Raw genomic sequence first — 18,742 nt, 5'->3', positions numbered from 1 at the left:
ATGAATATCGTTTTTGTTCATCCCATTAAATTGCCAGTAACTAAATATGGTGGCACAGAGCGAGTTGTTTATTGGCTAATGAAAGCACTCGTTCATCTCGGACACAATGTTACACTCATCGGTACCCCTGATTCAGAGGTTGGATCTATTGGTGTAAAACTTGTTCCTTGGGTACAAAATGAATCTTATGATTGGAGACATTTACTCCCCCATAACTATGATGTTATACATTCAAGTACCAGATATGATGAACTTGTAAAGGACCTCCCTTTTCTTCTCACTATTCATGGAATTGGACAAATAGGGGAGTCATTTCCTGTAAATACTGTCTTTGTTTCAAAAAAACATGCTCAAATTCATGGGAGCGATCAATTCGTGTATAACGGTCTTGATATGGACGAATACCCATATGTTCCAATAAAAAGAGGTCAGGAAAAATTTGTCTTCTTGGCCAAGGCCAGCTGGAAAGTAAAAAATCTCAAAGATTGTATTAAGGCCGTGAAAAAAGCAAACAAACACCTCGATGTGGCCGGAGGAAAAGGGATTAGCTTTAGTTCAAATATTACCTATAGGGGAATGATTGGACAGCAACAAAAAATGCAACTCCTAAGAAACTCAGATGCGTTACTCTTTCCAGTCCGTTGGCATGAACCTTTTGGATTAGCTGTTATCGAAGCAATGACTCAGGGTCTTCCCGCAATAGTCTCTCCCTATGGTTCGTTACCGGAGCTTGTTATTCCAGAAGTTGGAGTAATTTGTGAGAATTATTATAGTTTTCAACAATCAATTATTGAATTTCCTAGAACCTTTGATTCAGACCAAATTCGCAATTATACTCTTGAACATTTCACTTCTCTCATTATGGCCGAAAACTATATTCAAAAATATAAAAAAATTATTGATGGAAGACAACTGGCCAGTGTATCACCAAAGTACTGCTTGGAAAAAGAACCCCAGGAGCTTTTGCCATTTTAAGGAAGAAAATATATGCACAAATTTATTTCATTCATTGGACTCGCGTCGATGGTTGGCATCGCTTTTGCGCTTAGTAATGACAGAAAAAATATTAAGTGGAAAACAGTCGTCAATGGAATATTACTTCAAGTTTTATTGGCAATCATTATACTCAAAACAAATATTGGAAAAATGTTCTTCTCTTATGCGAAAGACTTTTTTCAAGGAATTTTAAATTTTACTTCAGAAGGATCAATGTTTCTCTTTGGAGACTTGGCAAGGGCCGAAAAACTCGGATTTGTTTTTGCAACGATGGTTCTTCCTACAATAATATTCTTTGGTTCCCTTATGAGTGTCCTCTATCATCTTGGTGTTATGCAAAAAATAATTAAATTCACTGCACATATCATGATGAAAGTTATGAACACTTCAGGTGTAGAATCCTTGGCTGCAGCAGCTAATATTTTTGCAGGACAAACAGAGGCCCCGCTAGTTGTCAAACCCTACATCTCTAAAATGACAAAATCAGAACTGATGGCCCTTATGAGTGGTGGAATGGCCACGATGGCCGGCGGTGTATTGGCCGCATATGTCGGATTAGGTATTGACGCTGGCCATCTTTTAGCAGCATCAGTTATGTCTGCTCCCGCAGCACTTGTTTGTGCAAAAATCCTGGTGCCCGAAACTGTTGATTCAGTGACAAATGATCACATTAGAAGTCTTGAAATCGAGGAACATGTAAATATAATTGACGCAGCTGCGTCGGGGGCTGCCGAGGGAATGAAGTTAGCATTAAATGTAGGGGCAATGCTTTTAGCATTTATTGCACTTATTGCAATGTTAAATGGAGGGCTGTCTGTTTTAGAAAAAGGAATCAATTCATTTTATTCAATGTTTTCACCTGCAAACCCGAAATTAATTGAAGGTTTAACACTCGAACTCATTCTTGGATATATCTTTGCTCCAATTGCGGCCCTTATGGGTGTACCATTGTCAGAGTCAGTTATTGTGGGCTCACTTTTAGGGAAAAAAGTTGTTATCAATGAATTTGTGGCCTACTTAGATCTCAAGGATCAGCTAAGTTCTTTATCGCCTAGAGCTGTAGTTATTTCAACTTACGCTTTGTGTGGTTTTTCCAATTTTAGTTCAATTGCGATACAATTAGGAGGAATTGGAACAATTGCTCCAAGTCGTAGGAAAGATCTGGCCAATCTTGGAATAAAATCTTTGATTGCAGGCTCTTTGGCCTGTTTTATGACGGCCTGTATTGCTGGGATATTTATATAAGGGAACGTATGCCAAAACAAATGATTATTAATAAAACTCTGGGTGAATCAAGAGCAGCTCTTCTAGAAAATGGTGAGATTCTTGATTTTATCATTGAAAGAGAAGGTCACAAATCACCAAATTTTCCACGTGTAGGAAATATCTATTGTGGAAAAGTCGCAAGGGTACTACCAGGAATGCAATCAGCTTTTGTTGACATTGGATTTGATAAAGCGGCCTTCCTTTATGTTGATGATGCCTATATTCCAACCCTAGAAGAGCAGCGAGAGATGGTTGCAAAGGCCGAAGAGGCCAAAAAAAAACTTGAAGATCTAGGGGAAAGGAATGTCGGAAACGTAATACCCGATGAACTAAGCACCCTTTCTGAACAAGTTGATATGAGGTTTCGTCCAGAATGTTCAATAGAAAGTTTTCTCAAAGAGGGTGATGAAATTGTCGTACAAGTCGCTAAAGAGCCAATATCTACCAAAGGCCCAAGAGTTACGAGGCACATTACTTTGGCCGGAAGGCATATCGTTTATATGCCTTTAATTGAACATACAGGGGTTTCTCGAAGAATAGAAAATGAAAAAGAACGGGAAAGGTTAAAAGAAATTCTCGATACAATACGACCTGAAGGAAAGGGAATAATCGCTAGAACAGTAGCTGAAGGCCAGTCTTATAGAGTTTTAAAAAATGACTTCAATATGCTCGTGAAAATGTGGAAAGATATTCAAAAGAATTTTGACAAGAAAAAGGCCCCCTATCTTGTTTATAAGGATCTATCATTCGTACAAAGAGTTTTGCGAGATATTACCGATGAGCACGTTGAAAAAGTAGTTTTAGATACTAAGGAACATCAAAAAGAAGTTGATAAATTTGCTACAAAATTTTTACCTTCCCTTAAAGGTAAAATAGAACTTTATAACAAAAAAGATGTACCTATTTTTGAAAAATATGGGATTGATCTTGAAATTGAACGTGGTCTAAGTAATAAAGTTTACTTACGCTCTGGTGGTTCTTTGAATATTGATCAGACCGAAGCTTTAGTTTCTGTTGATGTTAATACTGGAAAATTCATTGGTCGCAAAACTCTAGAAGATACAATTTTACGTACTAATCTCGAGGCAGTAAAAGAATTGGCCTATCAATTGAGACTTAGAAATTGTGGAGGACTCATCATTGTAGATTTTATTGATATGGAAAAGGTAGAACATAGAGAACAAGTTTATACCAGTCTACTCGAAGCATTAAAAAAAGACAGAGCAAAAACAAATGTCTTGCCGATCTCAGGATTAGGTCTAGTTGAGATGACTAGAAAAAGAACGAGAGATACCTTAACTAGAATTCTGTGCACTCAATGCCCCTACTGTGAAGGGACAGGGAGAGTTAAATCTACGACGACTGTTTGTTTCGAACTCATTAGAGAACTTCAAAAAGTCATAGGGAAAAGTACGGGTAATAAAGTTTTTATTTACGCACACCCAGAGGTGACTGCTAGATTGTGTGATGACGACTTTGATGTTATTGAAAACTTAGAAGAAAAGTTTTCAAAAACCTTGGTTATAAGATCCGAAAATAATTACCATATTGAGCAGTATGAGATTTTCCCGCAGGAGTACTAGAAAGTGAATAAATTGTTAAGAATATGAAAAAGTAAACTTGATTAATTTGGGACTTTTGCTACAATAGAAATCTCATAATTAATACTGCATTAAGTCAGGGAGAAAATGAATGTCCAACGACTCTGTCAAAGTGGTAGTCAGTGGAAGCTTTACAGCAGATAAGGCCCTCAGAAAATTTAAGAGGATGTGCGAATCAGCTGGTATTTTAAAAGAATACCGTAAAAGAAAAGAGTACAAAAAGCCTTCGATGCGAAAAAAAGAAAAACTGCAGGCCTCAGAAAAAAGAAGAGCTAAGGAAAATACTAAGTCTTTTCGTCGTTCTAAAATCTAGATTTTCTGATTATTTTTTTTAATTTATAAGGGAAAGTGTATTTAACAATTTCACCTGAAATTAGTTTTTTTCTTAAACAAAGATGAGCATTTCCGATTTAAATTTTCTATGTCGAATTTTAGATTCACAAAAAACAATTCAGTCCAAAGTTTTAGAGAAAGTATCATTTTTTTCAGTTTAACATTTAATTCTTTAAAATTTAATGAATGAAAAGCACTGATTTTAAATATATCGTATTCTTTTGAAAATAAATGTGAACTTTCTAAAAAAGTTCGCAATTGACTTGGATTTCCATCCTTCATTTCAACTTCAATAAGAGCGTTTTTCAATTTAAATTGAGTATTTGAATATTGCTGCCCATCTGAAAAAATGACGTATTTTATTTCTAAATCTTGACCTTCAATATTATATTTTTCCTTTACATAGAGATCTACTTTATTTGAAAGGGAAAAATTTGTTTTTGTAGCATCTATTTTTTTTGAAAACTCAGTGAGATCATTTGGGCCTTTAGGGATATAGATTGTAATTACAAAAAGACCCTTTTCTGATTGTATGTTTATTGTTTGAGCAGATTTAATATGTTTGAGTACCTCTTTATTGAAGTTTTGGTCATATAAATGAAACTTTTCCCATACTTGATTGACAGATATATGTCTCATTTTAGGAATCATATGAAACCTAGAATAAAGAAATTCAGACAAATGGAGAGAATTAAAATCCGATTTGTGTGGAAGTCTAAAACGTGTGTAATTTTGAGGATCCAAAATTTCAGAATATGTTTGTGGGGGAGAGTCGAAAAGCTTCCAAACCCGTTCAACACCACCAAGATTATAAAAATATTCTACAAAGTCTTTCCCGGCCAGATATATACTTTTAACAAGAAAATTGTTTCTAGTTGAAGTCATTTGATTTTCAATGAGACAACCATCTTTTATAAAATTGAAATGAATTGGAGATATCCCAAGTGCTTCTCCAAGCTTTTCTTCAAAAAAAGTAGCATGTCCCTCAAGAAGAGATAACTGAGAAATAGTAAAATCATTTTGATAAATACCGAGTGAACTTATTACTGAAGAATATTGTGATTGAAGTACATGGACGAGTTCATGACCTAGAGAAATAATGAGATAATTTAAAAAATCATTTGTACTTAACTTGTTTGAACCCAAAGGAGAAGACCGTTCAAAAATACTTTGAATGGCCAGTTGTCGATTTACTACAATAGTATTGAGAGATTCAAAAAAGAAAAAAGGCAAATTTAAGCTAGATTTGGCGGTCTTCATATTTGAAATATCTAAATAATGATAGTCATTTAAGAGTTTCTTTTTTTGTTTGAAACTCAATGTAGATTCATGTTGAATTTTATTTAGCGTGTCTCTTTGAGAATTTTTGTAAAGGAATTCAAAGATGTCTCTGGATTCCATGACTTTGATAATTGGTAATCGTTTGAAAGTTCTATTTAAAAGAGATTCAATAATCGGGATGGTTTGATGGGCCAGTTCTTGAACTGTTTCATCTTTTAGAATTTCAAAATATTTATCTTCAATCTCTTTTTTTAATCTAATTCTATTTATAAGCTGATCGTAAAGGATACCCCTTGCCACTGTATTGAATTTTTCCATTTCCTCGCATTGACAACGTCCAAGTATGCAAAAAAACAATACAAAATAATAGGCCCTACCAATCATAAAATACTCAAAAAACTACATTTGCGGTCGTATATCATGGTTTTATTCAAAATATTGATTATTTCCAATATTTACATACCTCTATTGCAAACTATTGAGAATGAAATCTTTAGCAATTAATCTTTGGAAACTATCTAAAGATAAAACCAGCATAGATGAACTAGGAAATGAACACCAGAATTACGTGAGTAGTTTTGGGTAGGTTTCATTCAGTGGCGCACCCAAAGTGACCGTGGAGACGTGGCAGATGTACAGGTCTTTGAAGCGGTAACCTCTAGCTGTGTACAAGCACACTAGGAATCCTCTTGGTTTACTGAGAGGAGGACGTCAAAAAGAATACATGGCCGAATGAGTCTAAGTGCTGGAAAAAAGACAAAGCTCAATCTATTATAAATTGTTTAAATTATTGAACTTATAAAAAGGAAGATAATTTTGCTCATTATATTTATTTATGAATTTACCAATTGCCAAATTTCTTTTCACATTAACTAAAAAATGTTAGTTTCTGGCCTCATTGTAAATCTACTTTTCGCTTGATGTCATTGGGGTGTCAGGCCGTTAGTCCAGGAGGTAAAGATGATTTATGAATTGGCAGTAGTCGCAAGACCTGACGCAACAGAAGACCAAGTAGCGTCACTAAAAAAAATTGTTTCAGAAGTAACTGAAGCAAATCTTGGTTCAGTATTGTTGAGTGATGATTGGGGAACAATGAGATTTCCACAACCAACTTCATCAGGACTTCAATCAGGTAACTATCTCTACTTTATTTATAAGTCAGATAGTGCTGCAAACAAAGAAATTCAAAGACGTTTGGGCATTAATGAATCTGTTATAAAGTACATGTTTGTTAAACTTGGAGAAGCTTCTCAAGAGCAACAAATTCTCAAAAATTACAAAACTCCTTTTTCTAAGGCCAAAAAGGGAACTGAGGTCGAGGATACTGAGGGAGAAGAATCTGAAAAAGGGCGTAAAAAATTCGCTAAAAGAAAAAATTGTTGGTTTACTTCAAATAAACTTATTGCAGATTGGAAAGATCCCAATACATATGCATGGCTAGTAAATGAATTTGGAAAAATTGGGCCAGCAAGAGTTTCAGGTGTGAGTAGAAAACATCAAAGGTTTGTTAACACTGCAATTAAGCGTGCAAGACAAATTGGTGTAGCAAGCTATATGAATAATAGAATTGCTGAAAGAATATAAGGAATGTAAAAATTGAGCATGAGCAATACTGGGCCAGAAATTCAAAATCCAACAGTGTCCGACCTTAACTGGTCTCGTTGGTTCTTTTTATCAGTTGTATTTATAGTTTTATCTACAACCGGCCTTTTGTCCCTCTTTGCTCCTGCACCAATACTCTTTTCACTTATTATGTATGGGAAAAACAAGACCATGCTCATGGGCGCCTTTAGCATACTTGTTATCTATCTTTTTTCAATTATTTTCAATAATGTGAATCCTCTTTTTTTTGGAGTTGTTTCACTTTCATTTTTTTATGGAGTGATGCTATACCAAATTTTTGTTAAAGAGATGGACCCTGTTGAAGGAATCGTTAAAATAGGTGCAATTATTGCTGGCCTATCTTTTCTCATTCTTGGCCTGAGTATCTTAGGTCTTGAAATTTCTGTTGTTGAACAATTTGAAAAGATTCTTGTTTCAGAACTTGAACACTATAAGCAGCTAGATCCTGATCTTTTTGCAAAAGGTGGAGAAAGGGCCAGATATCTTGAAGACGTTCTAAAAAACCCCAAAGAAATGGCAACCACAATTGTCAGCATTTTACCATCAGTGTTCTTTGTTGGAATTTTTCTTAGTCTTTGGGCGAGTTTGTTTTCTGTCCTAAGAGCATCCCACATATGGATACAAAAGAGTACATACCCTTATACTTCAAATGACCTTGTCAATTTTAAGTCTCCAAATTATCTCGTTTATTTCCTAATCGTAGGACTATCCTGCGTTTTGTTTTCAGATTTTAGTCCTCATCTAAAACTTGATTACGTTGGAGGAAACATTCTTGCTTGTGTTGGAGTTTTTTACTTTTTTCAAGGCTTCGGAATTTATATTTCACTACTCAATAAATTACAGATTAAGGGATTTATTCGCTCTCTATTTGTTGTATTTACCATTTGGTCTTTATGGCATGTTGTTGTAATTGTTGGAGTTTTTGACCAATGGTTTGATTTTAGAAAGATGATAAATCGAAATAAGGAGAATTAAAATGAAAGTTATATTAACAGAAAAAGTTCCTGCACTAGGAAACGTCGGAGAAATAGTAAATGTTTCTGCTGGTTATGGGAGAAATTATCTTGTTCCAAAAAATCTTGCAGTTATTGCCGATGATAAAAACAAAAAAGCATTTGAAAATCAAAAAAAGGCCCTCGCAAAAAAAGTCGCAGAAGAATACAAGTATGCGCTTGATTTAAAGAAAAAAATCGATGGACTAAACATCGAACTTGTAAAAAAAGTTGGTAACAATGGAAAACTCTTTGGAAGTGTTACAAACTCTGAATTGTCAAAAATATTGTCTGAAAGAACAATAGAAATTGAAAGAAGATTGTTAATTATTGAAACTCCTATTAAATCTACAGGGACTTTCAATGTTAAAGCTAAACTCTTCCCAGAAGTTGAAGCGAATTTTACAGTTAAAGTGACTATGGATCCAGTTCAAGCTGAAGAAATGAAGAAAAAGCAAGAAGCGGCCATTGCTAAAAAAGCGAAAGCTAAGGCCGATGCTGAAGCACAAGCTACGGATGAAGCAACTGCTGAAGAAGTACAAGAAGAAGTTCAAGCTTAATTTTTACCCCAGGTGATCTCTCACCTGGGGTTCAATTTTTCTGAAGAAGGAATCTACTCATGTCTCAAATTAAAGAAGCTCCACATGACCTTCTTGCTGAAAAATCTCTACTTGGTTGTTTGATTATTGATGGCTCAGTCTTTGATGAAATCTTTGATTTAGAACTTTCTAAAGATGATTTCTATCACCCACAATATGGAACTGTATTTGAAGTTATTAAAGACCTGGTTATTAATAATCAACCAATTGACTACGTAACAGTATGCTCAAAACTCACTGATCTAGGTAAATTAGATCAAGTCGGAGGACAAAGCGCTATTTTAAATATTGTTGAGGATCAGGCCAGCTCTGCCAATATTTATCACTACGCCAAAATTGTAAGAGACAAATCATCCCTTAGAAAAATTGTCCAAACTGCGATGAGAGTTGCAGAGCATGGAATGAGCTTTTCTGGAAAAGTAGAAGACTTTATTCAGGATGTTGAAAGTAGCTTTTTTAAACTCACAAACGACGCTAAATCTGGAGGGATGGTTAGAATTAACGAATGTCTAAAATCAAATCTTAAAGATTTAGAAGACACTTCAAGACAGACTGGTGAAATACAGGGGATATCAACTGGATACCCTAAACTTGATCAACTCCTCCTTGGATTGCAAGCAGGACAACTGATTATCTTAGCGGCAAGACCCGCAATGGGAAAAACTTCCTTGGCACTTAATCTGGCCATAAATGCCTGTGAAAGAACCGGACTTCCTGTCGCCATTTTTTCTCTGGAAATGTTAGCAAACGAACTCAGCTCAAGAGTTCTCTCATCTAGGGCCAAAGTTGATTCAAAAAGAATGAGAACCAAAAACTTCTTAGACACAGATTTAAGAAGTATCGGAGAGGCCGTTAAAGAAATTTCTACTTTTCCTGTTTTCATAAATGACTCTGCAAATATCACTCTTTTCGACATTCAATCACAGTGTCGAAAAATTAAAGCAGATTCTGGTCTCGGAATGATCGTTATTGATTACCTCCAGCTTATGAAATCGGCCTCAAATAATCCTTCTAGGGAACAACAAATTTCTGAAATCTCAAGGGGACTAAAAAATCTCGCCAAAGAACTCGAATGTCCCATTATCGCTCTTTCTCAGCTCAACCGTGCTGTAGAAGCTAGGCCTAATAAAAGACCAATTGTCTCTGATCTCAGAGAATCTGGCTCGATAGAACAAGATGCAGATATTGTTATGATGGTTTATCGCGATGAAGTCTACAATCCAAATACCAATGAAAAAGGTATCGCTGAAATAATTGTTGGAAAAAATAGGGCCGGTGAAACAGGTACGGCCAAACTCGCCTGGGTTGGCTCATACACATCGTTTGAAAATTTAAGTTTTGCACCTGCACAGGAGTAAAATACCATGGCCCTTAAGGCCCCCTTTAGTTGTTTTTACCTTGGTAATAAAAAGTTTCTTCTATTAGAAAAACCTATTGTTTGTGAACTTTATTATTCTAATAGAGTTGTAAATCCTCTCTTACAAAATGAACAACCCTTCACTCCCCAAATGTTTGCCGATCAATTAGAAAATGAAAAAATTTTTGAAGATAGTTCTAAAACTAATACAGTGTACCACTTTACTTACGAGTGGGGTCATTTTTATAACAATCAAGAGCTTCTAGGGCAAGATGAATTATTAGCTATAAAAATTCAGTATAATAAGTCACAAGTCATAGATTTCAAAAAGGTGAGTGCCCAGAATTACAATGTCAAATTCATTGAGTTTCCAGTTCTTAAATCATATGAGTATGCCTTCAATAAAGCTAGGCAATGTCTATTACTTGGTGAATGTTATCAACTCAATTTAACAAATCGATTTAAACTTAGAATATTAGAAAGGCCAGATGAAAAAAAACTTTTTGATCTTTTTGTTTCAAAATCTGACCATTTATCAGCTTATTCTCATTTTTCATATATTCCAAATATTGAACTCATTCTATTTTCAAACTCTCCTGAAGGACTATTTCAAAAAGGAAGTTTTAAAGGAGAAGAAAGTATCTATTCCATGCCCATTAAAGGAACATATAGATTGAAAGAAAATGAGGACTGGAAAATTCTTTGGATAAAACTGATAAAAGACAAAAAAAATGGTGCAGAATTAGATATGATTACGGATATGATTCGAAATGACCTTAGTAAAATCGCCAACAGACCTTCAATTGTGAGAAAAAGAAAATCGCCCTTAATAGTACCTCAAATTTTGCACCAATACTCACTGGTGAGTACAAAATTGCTTAAAGAAATGAATCTAGGATCTGTTTTAAATTCTCTTTTCCCAGGTGGAAGTATAACTGGTGCACCTAAAAAAAGAGTCATGAAATTATTGTTTGAAATAGAAAATATTCCGAGAAAGTTTTATTGTGGGAGCACATTTTTAAGAACTAATACTCACTTTGCTTCAAGTATAAATATTCGTACAGCTGAAATTAATCTATCAAATTCAGAAATAGAATTACATGCTGGAGGAGGAATAACTCTGTTGAGTGAATGTAAAAATGAGTACGAAGAAATGAATTTAAAGATCTCAAGCTTTTTAGATTGTTTTTTCGACCTGACAGATTCTCGCAAAGAGAGTTGAGAGTAAACTAAAAAAAACTTACAATTGCTTCTGTGAATTGACATCATAAATCTTGGCCGGATAGAATTATCGTAGACAGCACGCATAAACCTCGAATAGGAGTGTTTGAGGGGAAATACAAAGGAGTGTAGATGACTGCTCTAAGCTTTGCTAAAGTAGGTGAGGATTTTGCTCAGTTTAACAGTTCCAGGGAGAATGATTTCGTTTCTTTAAGATCCTTGGCCAATCTTACAGGTTTTCCTAGTGAATTTATTAAAGAAGAGCTTCTCATGGAAGAAGAAGTTCTAACCTTAGACGAATTAAGGCAACGTATGGCCGTTTATCTTGAGACTCTTGATCTGTAATTTTATAGCTTTTTTGATCTAGAGATATCGAGTAATTGTAAATTTGTGTAGATACTACTCAAAGATGTCACGCATTATTTAGTAAGCGAAAAAGACCGACCACCTGCAATGTTGGTATTATTTGATTAAACAAAAAAACAATCAAATACCAACAAGGAGGTCGGTCTTATGAATTTTAAAACAAAACAACAGATTAGGATAGATATTATCTCTCAGTATCTTAACGGTGAACTTCGATCTGAAGATGCTTGCTGTGCTTTAGAAATTGGTGAAAGACAGTTTAGGAGGCTTGTGAAAGGGTTTAGAGAACAAGGTGTTGCTTCTCTAATACATGGTAATAAAGGTCGAATACCTCACAATAAAACATCAATGAAAGTATCCAATAAAATTATTCAACTTTATCTTGGAAGATATAACGGCCTTAATCTCGTTCACTTTATTGAAAAACTACGCGAAAATAATTCTCATGAATTTGACAGCATCCCTACTTACACCACTATTAGAAACCTTTTACTACAAGAGGGCCTGATTATTCCCTACCAGAAAAAAGCAAAAAGAAAATCTCACCCTAGAAGAAAGCGTTATGAGAAAGAAGGGTTAATGGTTCAAATTGATGGAAGCCCTCATCGCTGGATTCATGACTGTTCACCTTTTTGTCTGACTGCTGCCATTGATGATGCCACTGGAAAGATTTTAGCTGCGAAATTTACTCCTACAGAGACAACTTTTGCAGCGATGGATGTGGTGGAACAAATAATTAATAAATATGGTGTCTTCCAAATGCTTTATTCTGATAAGGCCGGAATTTATGGTGGCGGGAAAAGACAGGGTTTTACAAATATGAATAGGGCCATGAACGAGCTTGGAATTATCTCTATTCAGGCCAACAGTCCTCAAGCGAAAGGACGGATTGAGAGGCTATTTAAAACCCTTCAGGACAGGCTTTGTTCAGAAATTAGGCTTAGAGGGATAAAGAATATTGAAGCTGCAAATAGGTACTTAGAAGAGTTTATCACTGCCTACAACCTGAAGTTCTCAGTATCTGCAAAAGATCAAAGACCAGCTTATAGAAAACTTGAAGAACTAATAGATCTCAATGAAGTTTTGACGATTAGAGATCATAGAAAAATAGGTGAAGGGGAAATATTAAGTTTTGAAGGCCATAAATACCTTGTCTCAAGGGAAAATGGCCATTCACTTATTGGAAAAACAGTGGAGATTAGGCGATACAGAGATGGAAAGTTGGAAATGTTTTTATTAAATGGAGTGAAACTGGCCTATGAATGTTTTGAGGATTTAAAAAGGGTCGCATGATGAAAAAATAATAGGGTCAAATTACCTTAAAAAGTAGTTTGTAAGGGGAAGTAAATATGAGGAAACTAAAAAAAGATTTAAAAAGGTTACAATTTATGGAAATCTGTCCGTAAAACTAATTACATTAAGCAGGTGTTGGTCAAAATCGCTTAACATCAAATAGGACATTTTTCTCAGGTAGTTACAGAGTAATTGTAAATTTGCCAACTTCTATACGCAAATTTCATCTTTCATTGGTTAATCCTATTCTCATAAGAAAAATACACTTACTTCTTAGCTATTGAAATGTAAGCTTTTTACCTTAAAACCTAAAAACTTTTTAGTTCATAAATACAGGAAAAAATTTCCCTGGCCATTTTTTTTCTCAAAAAGCCCCGGGTGACACCGAGGAGTTGATATATACGTTTCTAGAGGAAGGAATTATGGACATCGCAACCGTCATTGGTCTAGCACTAGCAACTGTTGCCGTTATGGGTGCAATCTTAGCTGGTGGAAGTATTGTCATATTTATTGATGTCCCTTCAATTATTGTTGTTGGGCTAGGGGTTATTTCTGCAACATTTATTAAATGGCCCATGGAAGTGGTTGTTAAGCTTATGGCCTTCACAATGAAATCAATATTTTTCACCCCTGCAGATCCTAAAGAAACAATCGAAGAAATAGGAAGTCTTGCAGAAACTGCTAGAAGAGAATCGGTATTTGCACTTGAAAAAGTTCCAGTTGAAGATCCATTTATGAAAAAAGCAATGACTTTGGCCGCTGATAATAGGCCACCAGAAGTTATCCAGGCCATTTTACAACTTGAAATAGATGCAATGGAACAAAGACATAAAACTGGAGCTGACGTACTAGATGGGATTGGTGCCGATGGCCCAGCATTTGGTATGATTGGAACACTGATTGGACTTGTTCAAATGCTTCAAAACCTATCTGATCCTTCGGCGATTGGGCCGGCGATGGCCGTTGCTCTTTTGACGACATTTTATGGAGCGATTTTAGCAAACGCTTTTGCAATCCCTCTTGGGAAAAAGCTTGTATATAGATCTCAATTAGAAATTACAAAGATGAATATCGTTATTGCTGGAACTCTGGGAATTGTAGCAGGAGAGAATCCTAGGCTAATTAAAGAAAAATTAAGCGCATTCTTACCTCCCGCCCAAAGAGAATCGGCCGATAGCGGAGGGGATGAATAAGGATTAAACCATGGCAGATGAAGCTGACAATAATGACTCTGGTGGTGGAGGCGGCGGTGGTGCCCCTGCAGGGGATGCCCCTGCAAAATGTCCAGATTGTCCTCCAGGACTACCGGGTTGGATGGCCACGTTTTCAGATCTTGTAACCTTACTACTTACATTTTTCGTTCTCTTACTTTCTTTTGCAAAAACAGAAACTGCAAAATATGAAGCAGCTCTAGGTTCTGTGAGAGATGCATTTGGAGGAAACGTATTAAAGCAAGGAGAAGTCATCCAAAGTGGAAAGTCTCCAGACGATTCTCCTACAATGTTAGAATCACAAGAGCCAATTCGCTCTTTTCCCATTGAATTTTTAACAACAGAAGGATTTCTAGATAAACATGAAGTAAATAGAGAGTCTACTGAGATTTTAAAAATTATGCGATCAGATTTGAAAGATTTTGAACTGGTTGAAGATGTTGATGTCTATGAGCAACCTGAAGGCATAATGGTTAGGCTTAAAGAAAAAATATTTTTTAAACCTAGTTCACTTGAAGTAGTTGAAATTAACACTCGAACACTAACAAAAGTGATTAAACTATTAAATGGAACAAAATGGAAAGTGTTTGTAGAAGGACATGCTTCAAAAGATGAAACAGATCCTTCACAACATGGTGATGCTTTTACACTATCATCGCAAAGGGCCCTAAGAGTAACGAAACTCTTAATTAATGGTGGTATCGCTGCTGATAGAATTACAACAGTTTTTTATGGTGATACTCGCCCAAATTCTGGATATGATAATGGACAAGATGTTCCAGAACACTTAAATAGAAGAGTGGAGTTTATTCTCAGAAAAACTGACCTGAGAGATAATGGTAAAAAAACTGACGTTCGATAATGAATATAAAAGTTTCACCGATAGAAAAATATTCAACACTGAGTGATTTTTGTAATGATCTAGGTATTTCAAAACAGAGATTAAAAAAATTTATTGAAAAAAAAGAACTTAAACGAAGATTAGTTGATAAACAAGAAATTTCACTACCTATCGACCTTGTTAATCACTATATAGAGAATCCAAACTATATTGGGCCCAGAATCAATATATTATTTGAAGACGATCTATTTATTGTATTAGATAAACCTTCTAAAATAAATTGCCATTCCCATCTTTACTCTGAAAAGTCTTCGGTAATTTGCTTTTTAAGAAAAGAACAAAAGCTAGGGGATTTCATATTTGAAAATTCATATGAAAAAGGATTAATCCATCGTATAGATTTTGAGACTTCGGGAGTTTTAGTTTACTGTAAAAAATTTAAAATCTGGAATATTTTACGAGAAAATGCCCACAACTTGCTCAAAGAATATATTGCGATTGTCAGTGGGAAAATCAGCGATAAGGGAGTATTTGAAGATAATCTCTCAAGTAGTGATATTAAAGGCAAAAAAGTAAAAGTGTCACAGGAAGGTTTATATTCTAGGCTCGAATATAAACTTCTCAAGTTTAATGAGAAAGAAAATTTAAGCCTTGTTCATATAAAGTTAAAACATGGCCGTCGACATCAGATTCGTGTTCAATTCTCACATCGTGGACACCCTTTATTAGGAGATGAACTCTATAGTGGCCCAAAGGCAAGTCGGTTATTTTTACATTCACTTAGATATTCTTTTAATGTTGATGATAAAAATTATCAATTTGAAACTGAAATATCAGAGTCATTTAGAAAATTCTTTAGTCTTAACCGTTGCTTGGATATGTTTGAGTAATTGATTTTCATCCTGTAAGTTTCTCATTTTTGCTAGATACTTACCTTCTGTCATGGCAGAGATATTCATCATGTTACTTTTAAGCTTTATGACGACCATAAAAGTCCTCTCCATCGCTTCAGGATGGGTATTTTGAGAAATAAACATGAGTTGATTTGCCAATTCGGTGTAGAGAATTTTTTTAGTGACATTAGTGTTTGCGCTGTATTCTGAAATAATATCAATATCGAGATTGTTTTCTTTACATTTGATTGTCCATTGATCTTCAGCAACCCTCTTGGTAAGTGGAACTATCGCGGCTTTACAAGATGTGGCCTCTAGTTTGTCTCTATGGAAGAAAACTTTGCGATCACGCAAATCAAACAAGAATATGGCCATAAAAAGAACACCTATGACAAGAATGGGGTTTTTCAATAGATTTTTTGCGATCATACCCCATTATGCCATAAATTTCTTAATATAAACAACTAGTTACAAGTAATTGAATTTACTTATACTAAAGTTAATTGCTCGGGTATCCGAGAAGAGTTTTACCATTAAGGAGAATTATGAACAAAAAGTTGCGCAAAATTCCTTTTGAAGTTCAAGCGATGATGAAAAGAAACGAATTTTGGGAGATCATATTCTACATTCATAAAAATAAAATCTCTACGTACAAATCTATTTGCGATGAGTTTAGAGTTAATGAAGGCCTTATCGATGACATTGTTCAATTGTTATCATTACATCATATGCATATTGAAGTAACAAATACAAACTCAGATAAAACAATCGAGCTCGTACAGGCACCTATCGTTGAAGTAAATATTCCACTGGTCAATTGGATCGCACTACAGACTTCCCTTAATGATCGGGAGATTGAATTACCCCAAGTAGCAATTGAAGGAATAAATCAGCAGCTAAAAACTGAAATTGTGCGGTTGGAGGATTATGATCTTGAAAAAATTTACCAACGCAATGAGAAAATATTTCAGGAATTAAATGGCCAAAACATTAATAAGTATCTTTTGGACAAAATTGAAGAGGGGATTGAAAATAAAATTGCCCTTAGTATTAAAAAAAATGATGCCATTACAGTTGAAGTATTCCCTCATAAATTAGTTTTTCTCCAGGATGATCTCAATCTAATCTGTGAAAATGTTAAGGAAAGAACTTTAATGGCCTTAAAAATAGACAAAATTTATGGAATAACATTTTCACTTGAACTTAATTATTCACAGAATTTTGCAGATGCACAAATTGAAGATTTTATATCTGCAATAAGGGGGGTTGATGATTCAGAAATTCGGCTCGTTTTGAAAATTTATGATTTATCTCTAGATTTTCTCAATCCAAAATATATATATATGAAAGATCCATGCATTATAGAAAATATAAGAGGGGAAAGAATTTGGGCGGCAACACTAGATAATTCTAAATCTATGCTTGACTGGTTGGATACAATTATTGATAGAGTAGAAATTGTCGAGCCTTACTCTGTTGAAGAAGAACTTTTAAGGCATCGGAAAAAAATTAACAAGAAAAAGGCCGCTTAATGAAACTACTTGCTATTTTGATTTTTATCAATTGTACATTTTGTTTTGCTCAAGAAAATGATTATTCAACTATTCCTACTGATGAAACACCAACAAATTTACAAGAATATGAGCCAAGTGATGATTACCCCACATATACAGATGATGAAATTAATAACGTAGTCGATTTGAATGATCTTGAAAATCAATCAGGAGAACTTGATTAGAATTATAAGTAAAGATATACTGTATTTAGTGTCTACATCTGAGGGAACTCATCATGAAGAAGATGATCATTAGGAATGTTTTTGCAATTATTTTAACTGCTTTTCTTTTACATCCTATAATGAGTTGGTCCTATCAACTTTCCAACATCCTCGTTACTACATTTTTAATGAATACTAAAGGTATTGAAGACTACCGTGTAGATGTTATTAAATCTGGTGCTACACCTGAAGAGATAGAAAATGCCCTCATCGATTACAGATCAAGGATAATAGAGGAAAAGAAGAGTTTTAATAAGGTTGCTCTTGGATTTGCTGGAGTTGTATCATTTGGAATAATTGGCGCAATATTTGGTGGAATAGGTGGGCTATGGTTTATGGCGTTTTTAGTTGTGCCTTACACATATTATAGGCCAGGTTTATTTACTGAAGTCTACGGCCATGGATTCGCTCTAGAATGGCCTTTAATAGTATTTACACAATTATTACCTCTCTTAGTAACTTCATATATTCTTTCAAGGTTTGACTTTTTCGTCAATAGAAACCCCAATATTCCTACAAGCAATCCTGATGCTGAACTTGACCCTGACCTTGAAAAAGAAAAATATCTAGAAGCTACACGAAATGATATTAATAAAAACTAGGAAAAATAACGCTGAGACCTTTGCGCAAGCTTTTTTTTAAAATAGAATGGAAGTAAGAAATCAGGAGAAGATTGATATGATGTCAAAGCAGGCCACTTTTTTAATTATCGATGATCAACATGTTGTAAGAAATGCAGTTAAATCTCAATTGAAGGAAATAGGTTTTACTGGTGAGTTTCATACCGCCGAGGATGGAAAGCTAGGACTTGAGTACTTGCAATCCAATAAAAAAATTGACTTTATAATTTGTGATATTGTTATGCCAAATATGTCCGGCCTTGAATTACTTAAAGAGGTGAGACAAATCCAAGAATATAAGGATACTCCTTTTTTGATGTTAACTGCTGAAAGCGAGATTAAAATCGTAATGGATGCCATAGTTGCAGGCGCTTCTAATTATCTTGTTAAACCTTGGTCTTTAGAAGATCTCAAAAATAAAATTGCGCTATGTTGGAAAAAACATCATGGTGAAAAGAAATAAATGTCATTG

20 protein-coding genes are annotated in these 18,742 nt (G+C 34.8%); 18 read left to right on the top strand and 2 right to left on the bottom strand.

Features of this window, described 5'->3' with window-relative positions; all coding sequences use genetic code 11:
* The 4 genes from H6622_16900 to rpsU all read left to right on the top strand — a co-directional run bounded on the left by H6622_16900 (position 1) and on the right by rpsU (position 4,176).
* Positions 1 to 975 carry a glycosyltransferase gene (locus tag H6622_16900; GenBank protein MCB9063206.1) on the top strand — a complete coding sequence of 325 codons (975 nt, stop codon included), beginning with the start codon at positions 1 to 3 and terminating at the stop codon, positions 973 to 975.
* A gap of 12 nt (positions 976 to 987) precedes the next feature.
* Positions 988 to 2,241, top strand: a complete 1,254-nt coding sequence (locus tag H6622_16895) for a NupC/NupG family nucleoside CNT transporter (GenBank protein MCB9063205.1) — start codon at positions 988 to 990, stop codon at positions 2,239 to 2,241.
* An 8-nt stretch (positions 2,242 to 2,249) separates the two neighbouring features.
* Positions 2,250 to 3,845, top strand: a complete 1,596-nt coding sequence (locus tag H6622_16890; protein ID MCB9063204.1) for an Rne/Rng family ribonuclease — start codon at positions 2,250 to 2,252, stop codon at positions 3,843 to 3,845.
* A gap of 109 nt (positions 3,846 to 3,954) precedes the next feature.
* Positions 3,955 to 4,176, top strand: coding sequence for a 30S ribosomal protein S21 (gene rpsU / locus H6622_16885; protein ID MCB9063203.1), 222 nt, complete (start codon positions 3,955 to 3,957; stop codon positions 4,174 to 4,176).
* A gap of 50 nt (positions 4,177 to 4,226) precedes the next feature.
* On the opposite strand, the gene H6622_16880 is transcribed toward rpsU, so the two are convergent.
* The gene (locus H6622_16880; protein MCB9063202.1) at positions 4,227 to 5,795 is read right to left on the bottom strand and encodes a hypothetical protein; all 1,569 of its coding nucleotides are present in this window, start codon (positions 5,793 to 5,795) and stop codon (positions 4,227 to 4,229) included.
* Between the two features lie 642 nt (positions 5,796 to 6,437).
* Between H6622_16880 and rpsR the strand changes: the two genes are divergently transcribed.
* The 10 genes from rpsR (at position 6,438) to H6622_16830 (ending at position 15,870) form a co-directional block, all read left to right on the top strand.
* Positions 6,438 to 7,061 (top strand): 30S ribosomal protein S18, encoded by a 624-nt coding sequence (rpsR, locus tag H6622_16875; protein ID MCB9063201.1) that lies wholly within the window; start codon positions 6,438 to 6,440, stop codon positions 7,059 to 7,061.
* 18 nt (positions 7,062 to 7,079) lie between these two features.
* Positions 7,080 to 8,075 carry a DUF2232 domain-containing protein gene (locus H6622_16870; protein MCB9063200.1) on the top strand — a complete coding sequence of 332 codons (996 nt, stop codon included), beginning with the start codon at positions 7,080 to 7,082 and terminating at the stop codon, positions 8,073 to 8,075.
* A gap of 1 nt (position 8,076) precedes the next feature.
* Complete coding sequence (locus H6622_16865; protein ID MCB9063199.1) at positions 8,077 to 8,652, top strand: 50S ribosomal protein L9; 576 nt, start codon at positions 8,077 to 8,079, stop codon at positions 8,650 to 8,652.
* 59 nt (positions 8,653 to 8,711) lie between these two features.
* A complete protein-coding gene (dnaB, locus tag H6622_16860) occupies positions 8,712 to 10,049 on the top strand; it encodes a replicative DNA helicase (GenBank protein ID MCB9063198.1) in 1,338 nt (445 codons plus the stop codon).
* A 6-nt stretch (positions 10,050 to 10,055) separates the two neighbouring features.
* Positions 10,056 to 11,270 (top strand): chorismate-binding protein, encoded by a 1,215-nt coding sequence (locus tag H6622_16855; protein MCB9063197.1) that lies wholly within the window; start codon positions 10,056 to 10,058, stop codon positions 11,268 to 11,270.
* 131 nt (positions 11,271 to 11,401) lie between these two features.
* A complete protein-coding gene (locus H6622_16850; protein MCB9063196.1) occupies positions 11,402 to 11,614 on the top strand; it encodes a hypothetical protein in 213 nt (70 codons plus the stop codon).
* Between the two features lie 168 nt (positions 11,615 to 11,782).
* A complete protein-coding gene (locus H6622_16845; protein ID MCB9063195.1) occupies positions 11,783 to 12,928 on the top strand; it encodes an ISNCY family transposase in 1,146 nt (381 codons plus the stop codon).
* A gap of 422 nt (positions 12,929 to 13,350) precedes the next feature.
* Positions 13,351 to 14,121: a motility protein A gene (locus tag H6622_16840; protein ID MCB9063194.1), complete on the top strand. Its 771-nt coding sequence runs from the start codon at positions 13,351 to 13,353 to the stop codon at positions 14,119 to 14,121.
* A gap of 10 nt (positions 14,122 to 14,131) precedes the next feature.
* Positions 14,132 to 15,001: an OmpA family protein gene (locus tag H6622_16835; protein ID MCB9063193.1), complete on the top strand. Its 870-nt coding sequence runs from the start codon at positions 14,132 to 14,134 to the stop codon at positions 14,999 to 15,001.
* A complete protein-coding gene (locus tag H6622_16830) occupies positions 15,001 to 15,870 on the top strand; it encodes an RNA pseudouridine synthase (protein ID MCB9063192.1) in 870 nt (289 codons plus the stop codon). Before H6622_16835 ends, H6622_16830 begins: the two co-directional genes overlap by 1 nt.
* Here H6622_16830 and H6622_16825 read toward each other — a convergent pair.
* Positions 15,820 to 16,302, bottom strand: coding sequence for a hypothetical protein (locus H6622_16825; protein ID MCB9063191.1), 483 nt, complete (start codon positions 16,300 to 16,302; stop codon positions 15,820 to 15,822). The genes H6622_16830 and H6622_16825 overlap by 51 nt on opposite strands.
* Positions 16,303 to 16,418: 116 nt before the next feature.
* Between H6622_16825 and H6622_16820 the strand changes: the two genes are divergently transcribed.
* The 4 genes from H6622_16820 (at position 16,419) to H6622_16805 (ending at position 18,733) form a co-directional block, all read left to right on the top strand.
* Positions 16,419 to 17,405, top strand: a complete 987-nt coding sequence (locus H6622_16820; protein ID MCB9063190.1) for a WYL domain-containing protein — start codon at positions 16,419 to 16,421, stop codon at positions 17,403 to 17,405.
* Positions 17,405 to 17,611 carry a hypothetical protein gene (locus H6622_16815; GenBank protein ID MCB9063189.1) on the top strand — a complete coding sequence of 69 codons (207 nt, stop codon included), beginning with the start codon at positions 17,405 to 17,407 and terminating at the stop codon, positions 17,609 to 17,611. The genes H6622_16820 and H6622_16815 overlap by 1 nt, the downstream gene beginning before the upstream one ends.
* Positions 17,612 to 17,664: 53 nt before the next feature.
* Positions 17,665 to 18,252: a hypothetical protein gene (locus H6622_16810; GenBank protein MCB9063188.1), complete on the top strand. Its 588-nt coding sequence runs from the start codon at positions 17,665 to 17,667 to the stop codon at positions 18,250 to 18,252.
* Between the two features lie 76 nt (positions 18,253 to 18,328).
* Complete coding sequence (locus tag H6622_16805; GenBank protein ID MCB9063187.1) at positions 18,329 to 18,733, top strand: response regulator; 405 nt, start codon at positions 18,329 to 18,331, stop codon at positions 18,731 to 18,733.
* Positions 18,734 to 18,742 lie beyond the last annotated feature (9 nt).

It is taken from the genome of Halobacteriovoraceae bacterium (assembly GCA_020635115.1).
In the GTDB taxonomy this organism is placed as follows: domain Bacteria; phylum Bdellovibrionota; class Bacteriovoracia; order Bacteriovoracales; family Bacteriovoracaceae; genus JACKAK01.
The sequence above is the reverse complement of the archived record's forward strand: the minus strand, read 5'-3'. Positions and strand labels throughout refer to the sequence as shown.

Coding starts and splice junctions, on each gene's coding strand:
- H6622_16900 (MCB9063206.1), top strand. CDS start 1: ATGAATATCGTTTTTGTTCATCCCATTAAATTGCCAGTAACTAAATAT.
- H6622_16895 (MCB9063205.1), top strand. CDS start 988: ATGCACAAATTTATTTCATTCATTGGACTCGCGTCGATGGTTGGCATC.
- H6622_16890 (MCB9063204.1), top strand. CDS start 2,250: ATGCCAAAACAAATGATTATTAATAAAACTCTGGGTGAATCAAGAGCA.
- rpsU (MCB9063203.1), top strand. CDS start 3,955: ATGTCCAACGACTCTGTCAAAGTGGTAGTCAGTGGAAGCTTTACAGCA.
- H6622_16880 (MCB9063202.1), bottom strand. CDS start 5,795: ATGGAAAAATTCAATACAGTGGCAAGGGGTATCCTTTACGATCAGCTT.
- rpsR (MCB9063201.1), top strand. CDS start 6,438: ATGATTTATGAATTGGCAGTAGTCGCAAGACCTGACGCAACAGAAGAC.
- H6622_16870 (MCB9063200.1), top strand. CDS start 7,080: ATGAGCAATACTGGGCCAGAAATTCAAAATCCAACAGTGTCCGACCTT.
- H6622_16865 (MCB9063199.1), top strand. CDS start 8,077: ATGAAAGTTATATTAACAGAAAAAGTTCCTGCACTAGGAAACGTCGGA.
- dnaB (MCB9063198.1), top strand. CDS start 8,712: ATGTCTCAAATTAAAGAAGCTCCACATGACCTTCTTGCTGAAAAATCT.
- H6622_16855 (MCB9063197.1), top strand. CDS start 10,056: ATGGCCCTTAAGGCCCCCTTTAGTTGTTTTTACCTTGGTAATAAAAAG.
- H6622_16850 (MCB9063196.1), top strand. CDS start 11,402: ATGACTGCTCTAAGCTTTGCTAAAGTAGGTGAGGATTTTGCTCAGTTT.
- H6622_16845 (MCB9063195.1), top strand. CDS start 11,783: ATGAATTTTAAAACAAAACAACAGATTAGGATAGATATTATCTCTCAG.
- H6622_16840 (MCB9063194.1), top strand. CDS start 13,351: ATGGACATCGCAACCGTCATTGGTCTAGCACTAGCAACTGTTGCCGTT.
- H6622_16835 (MCB9063193.1), top strand. CDS start 14,132: ATGGCAGATGAAGCTGACAATAATGACTCTGGTGGTGGAGGCGGCGGT.
- H6622_16830 (MCB9063192.1), top strand. CDS start 15,001: ATGAATATAAAAGTTTCACCGATAGAAAAATATTCAACACTGAGTGAT.
- H6622_16825 (MCB9063191.1), bottom strand. CDS start 16,302: ATGATCGCAAAAAATCTATTGAAAAACCCCATTCTTGTCATAGGTGTT.
- H6622_16820 (MCB9063190.1), top strand. CDS start 16,419: ATGAACAAAAAGTTGCGCAAAATTCCTTTTGAAGTTCAAGCGATGATG.
- H6622_16815 (MCB9063189.1), top strand. CDS start 17,405: ATGAAACTACTTGCTATTTTGATTTTTATCAATTGTACATTTTGTTTT.
- H6622_16810 (MCB9063188.1), top strand. CDS start 17,665: ATGAAGAAGATGATCATTAGGAATGTTTTTGCAATTATTTTAACTGCT.
- H6622_16805 (MCB9063187.1), top strand. CDS start 18,329: ATGATGTCAAAGCAGGCCACTTTTTTAATTATCGATGATCAACATGTT.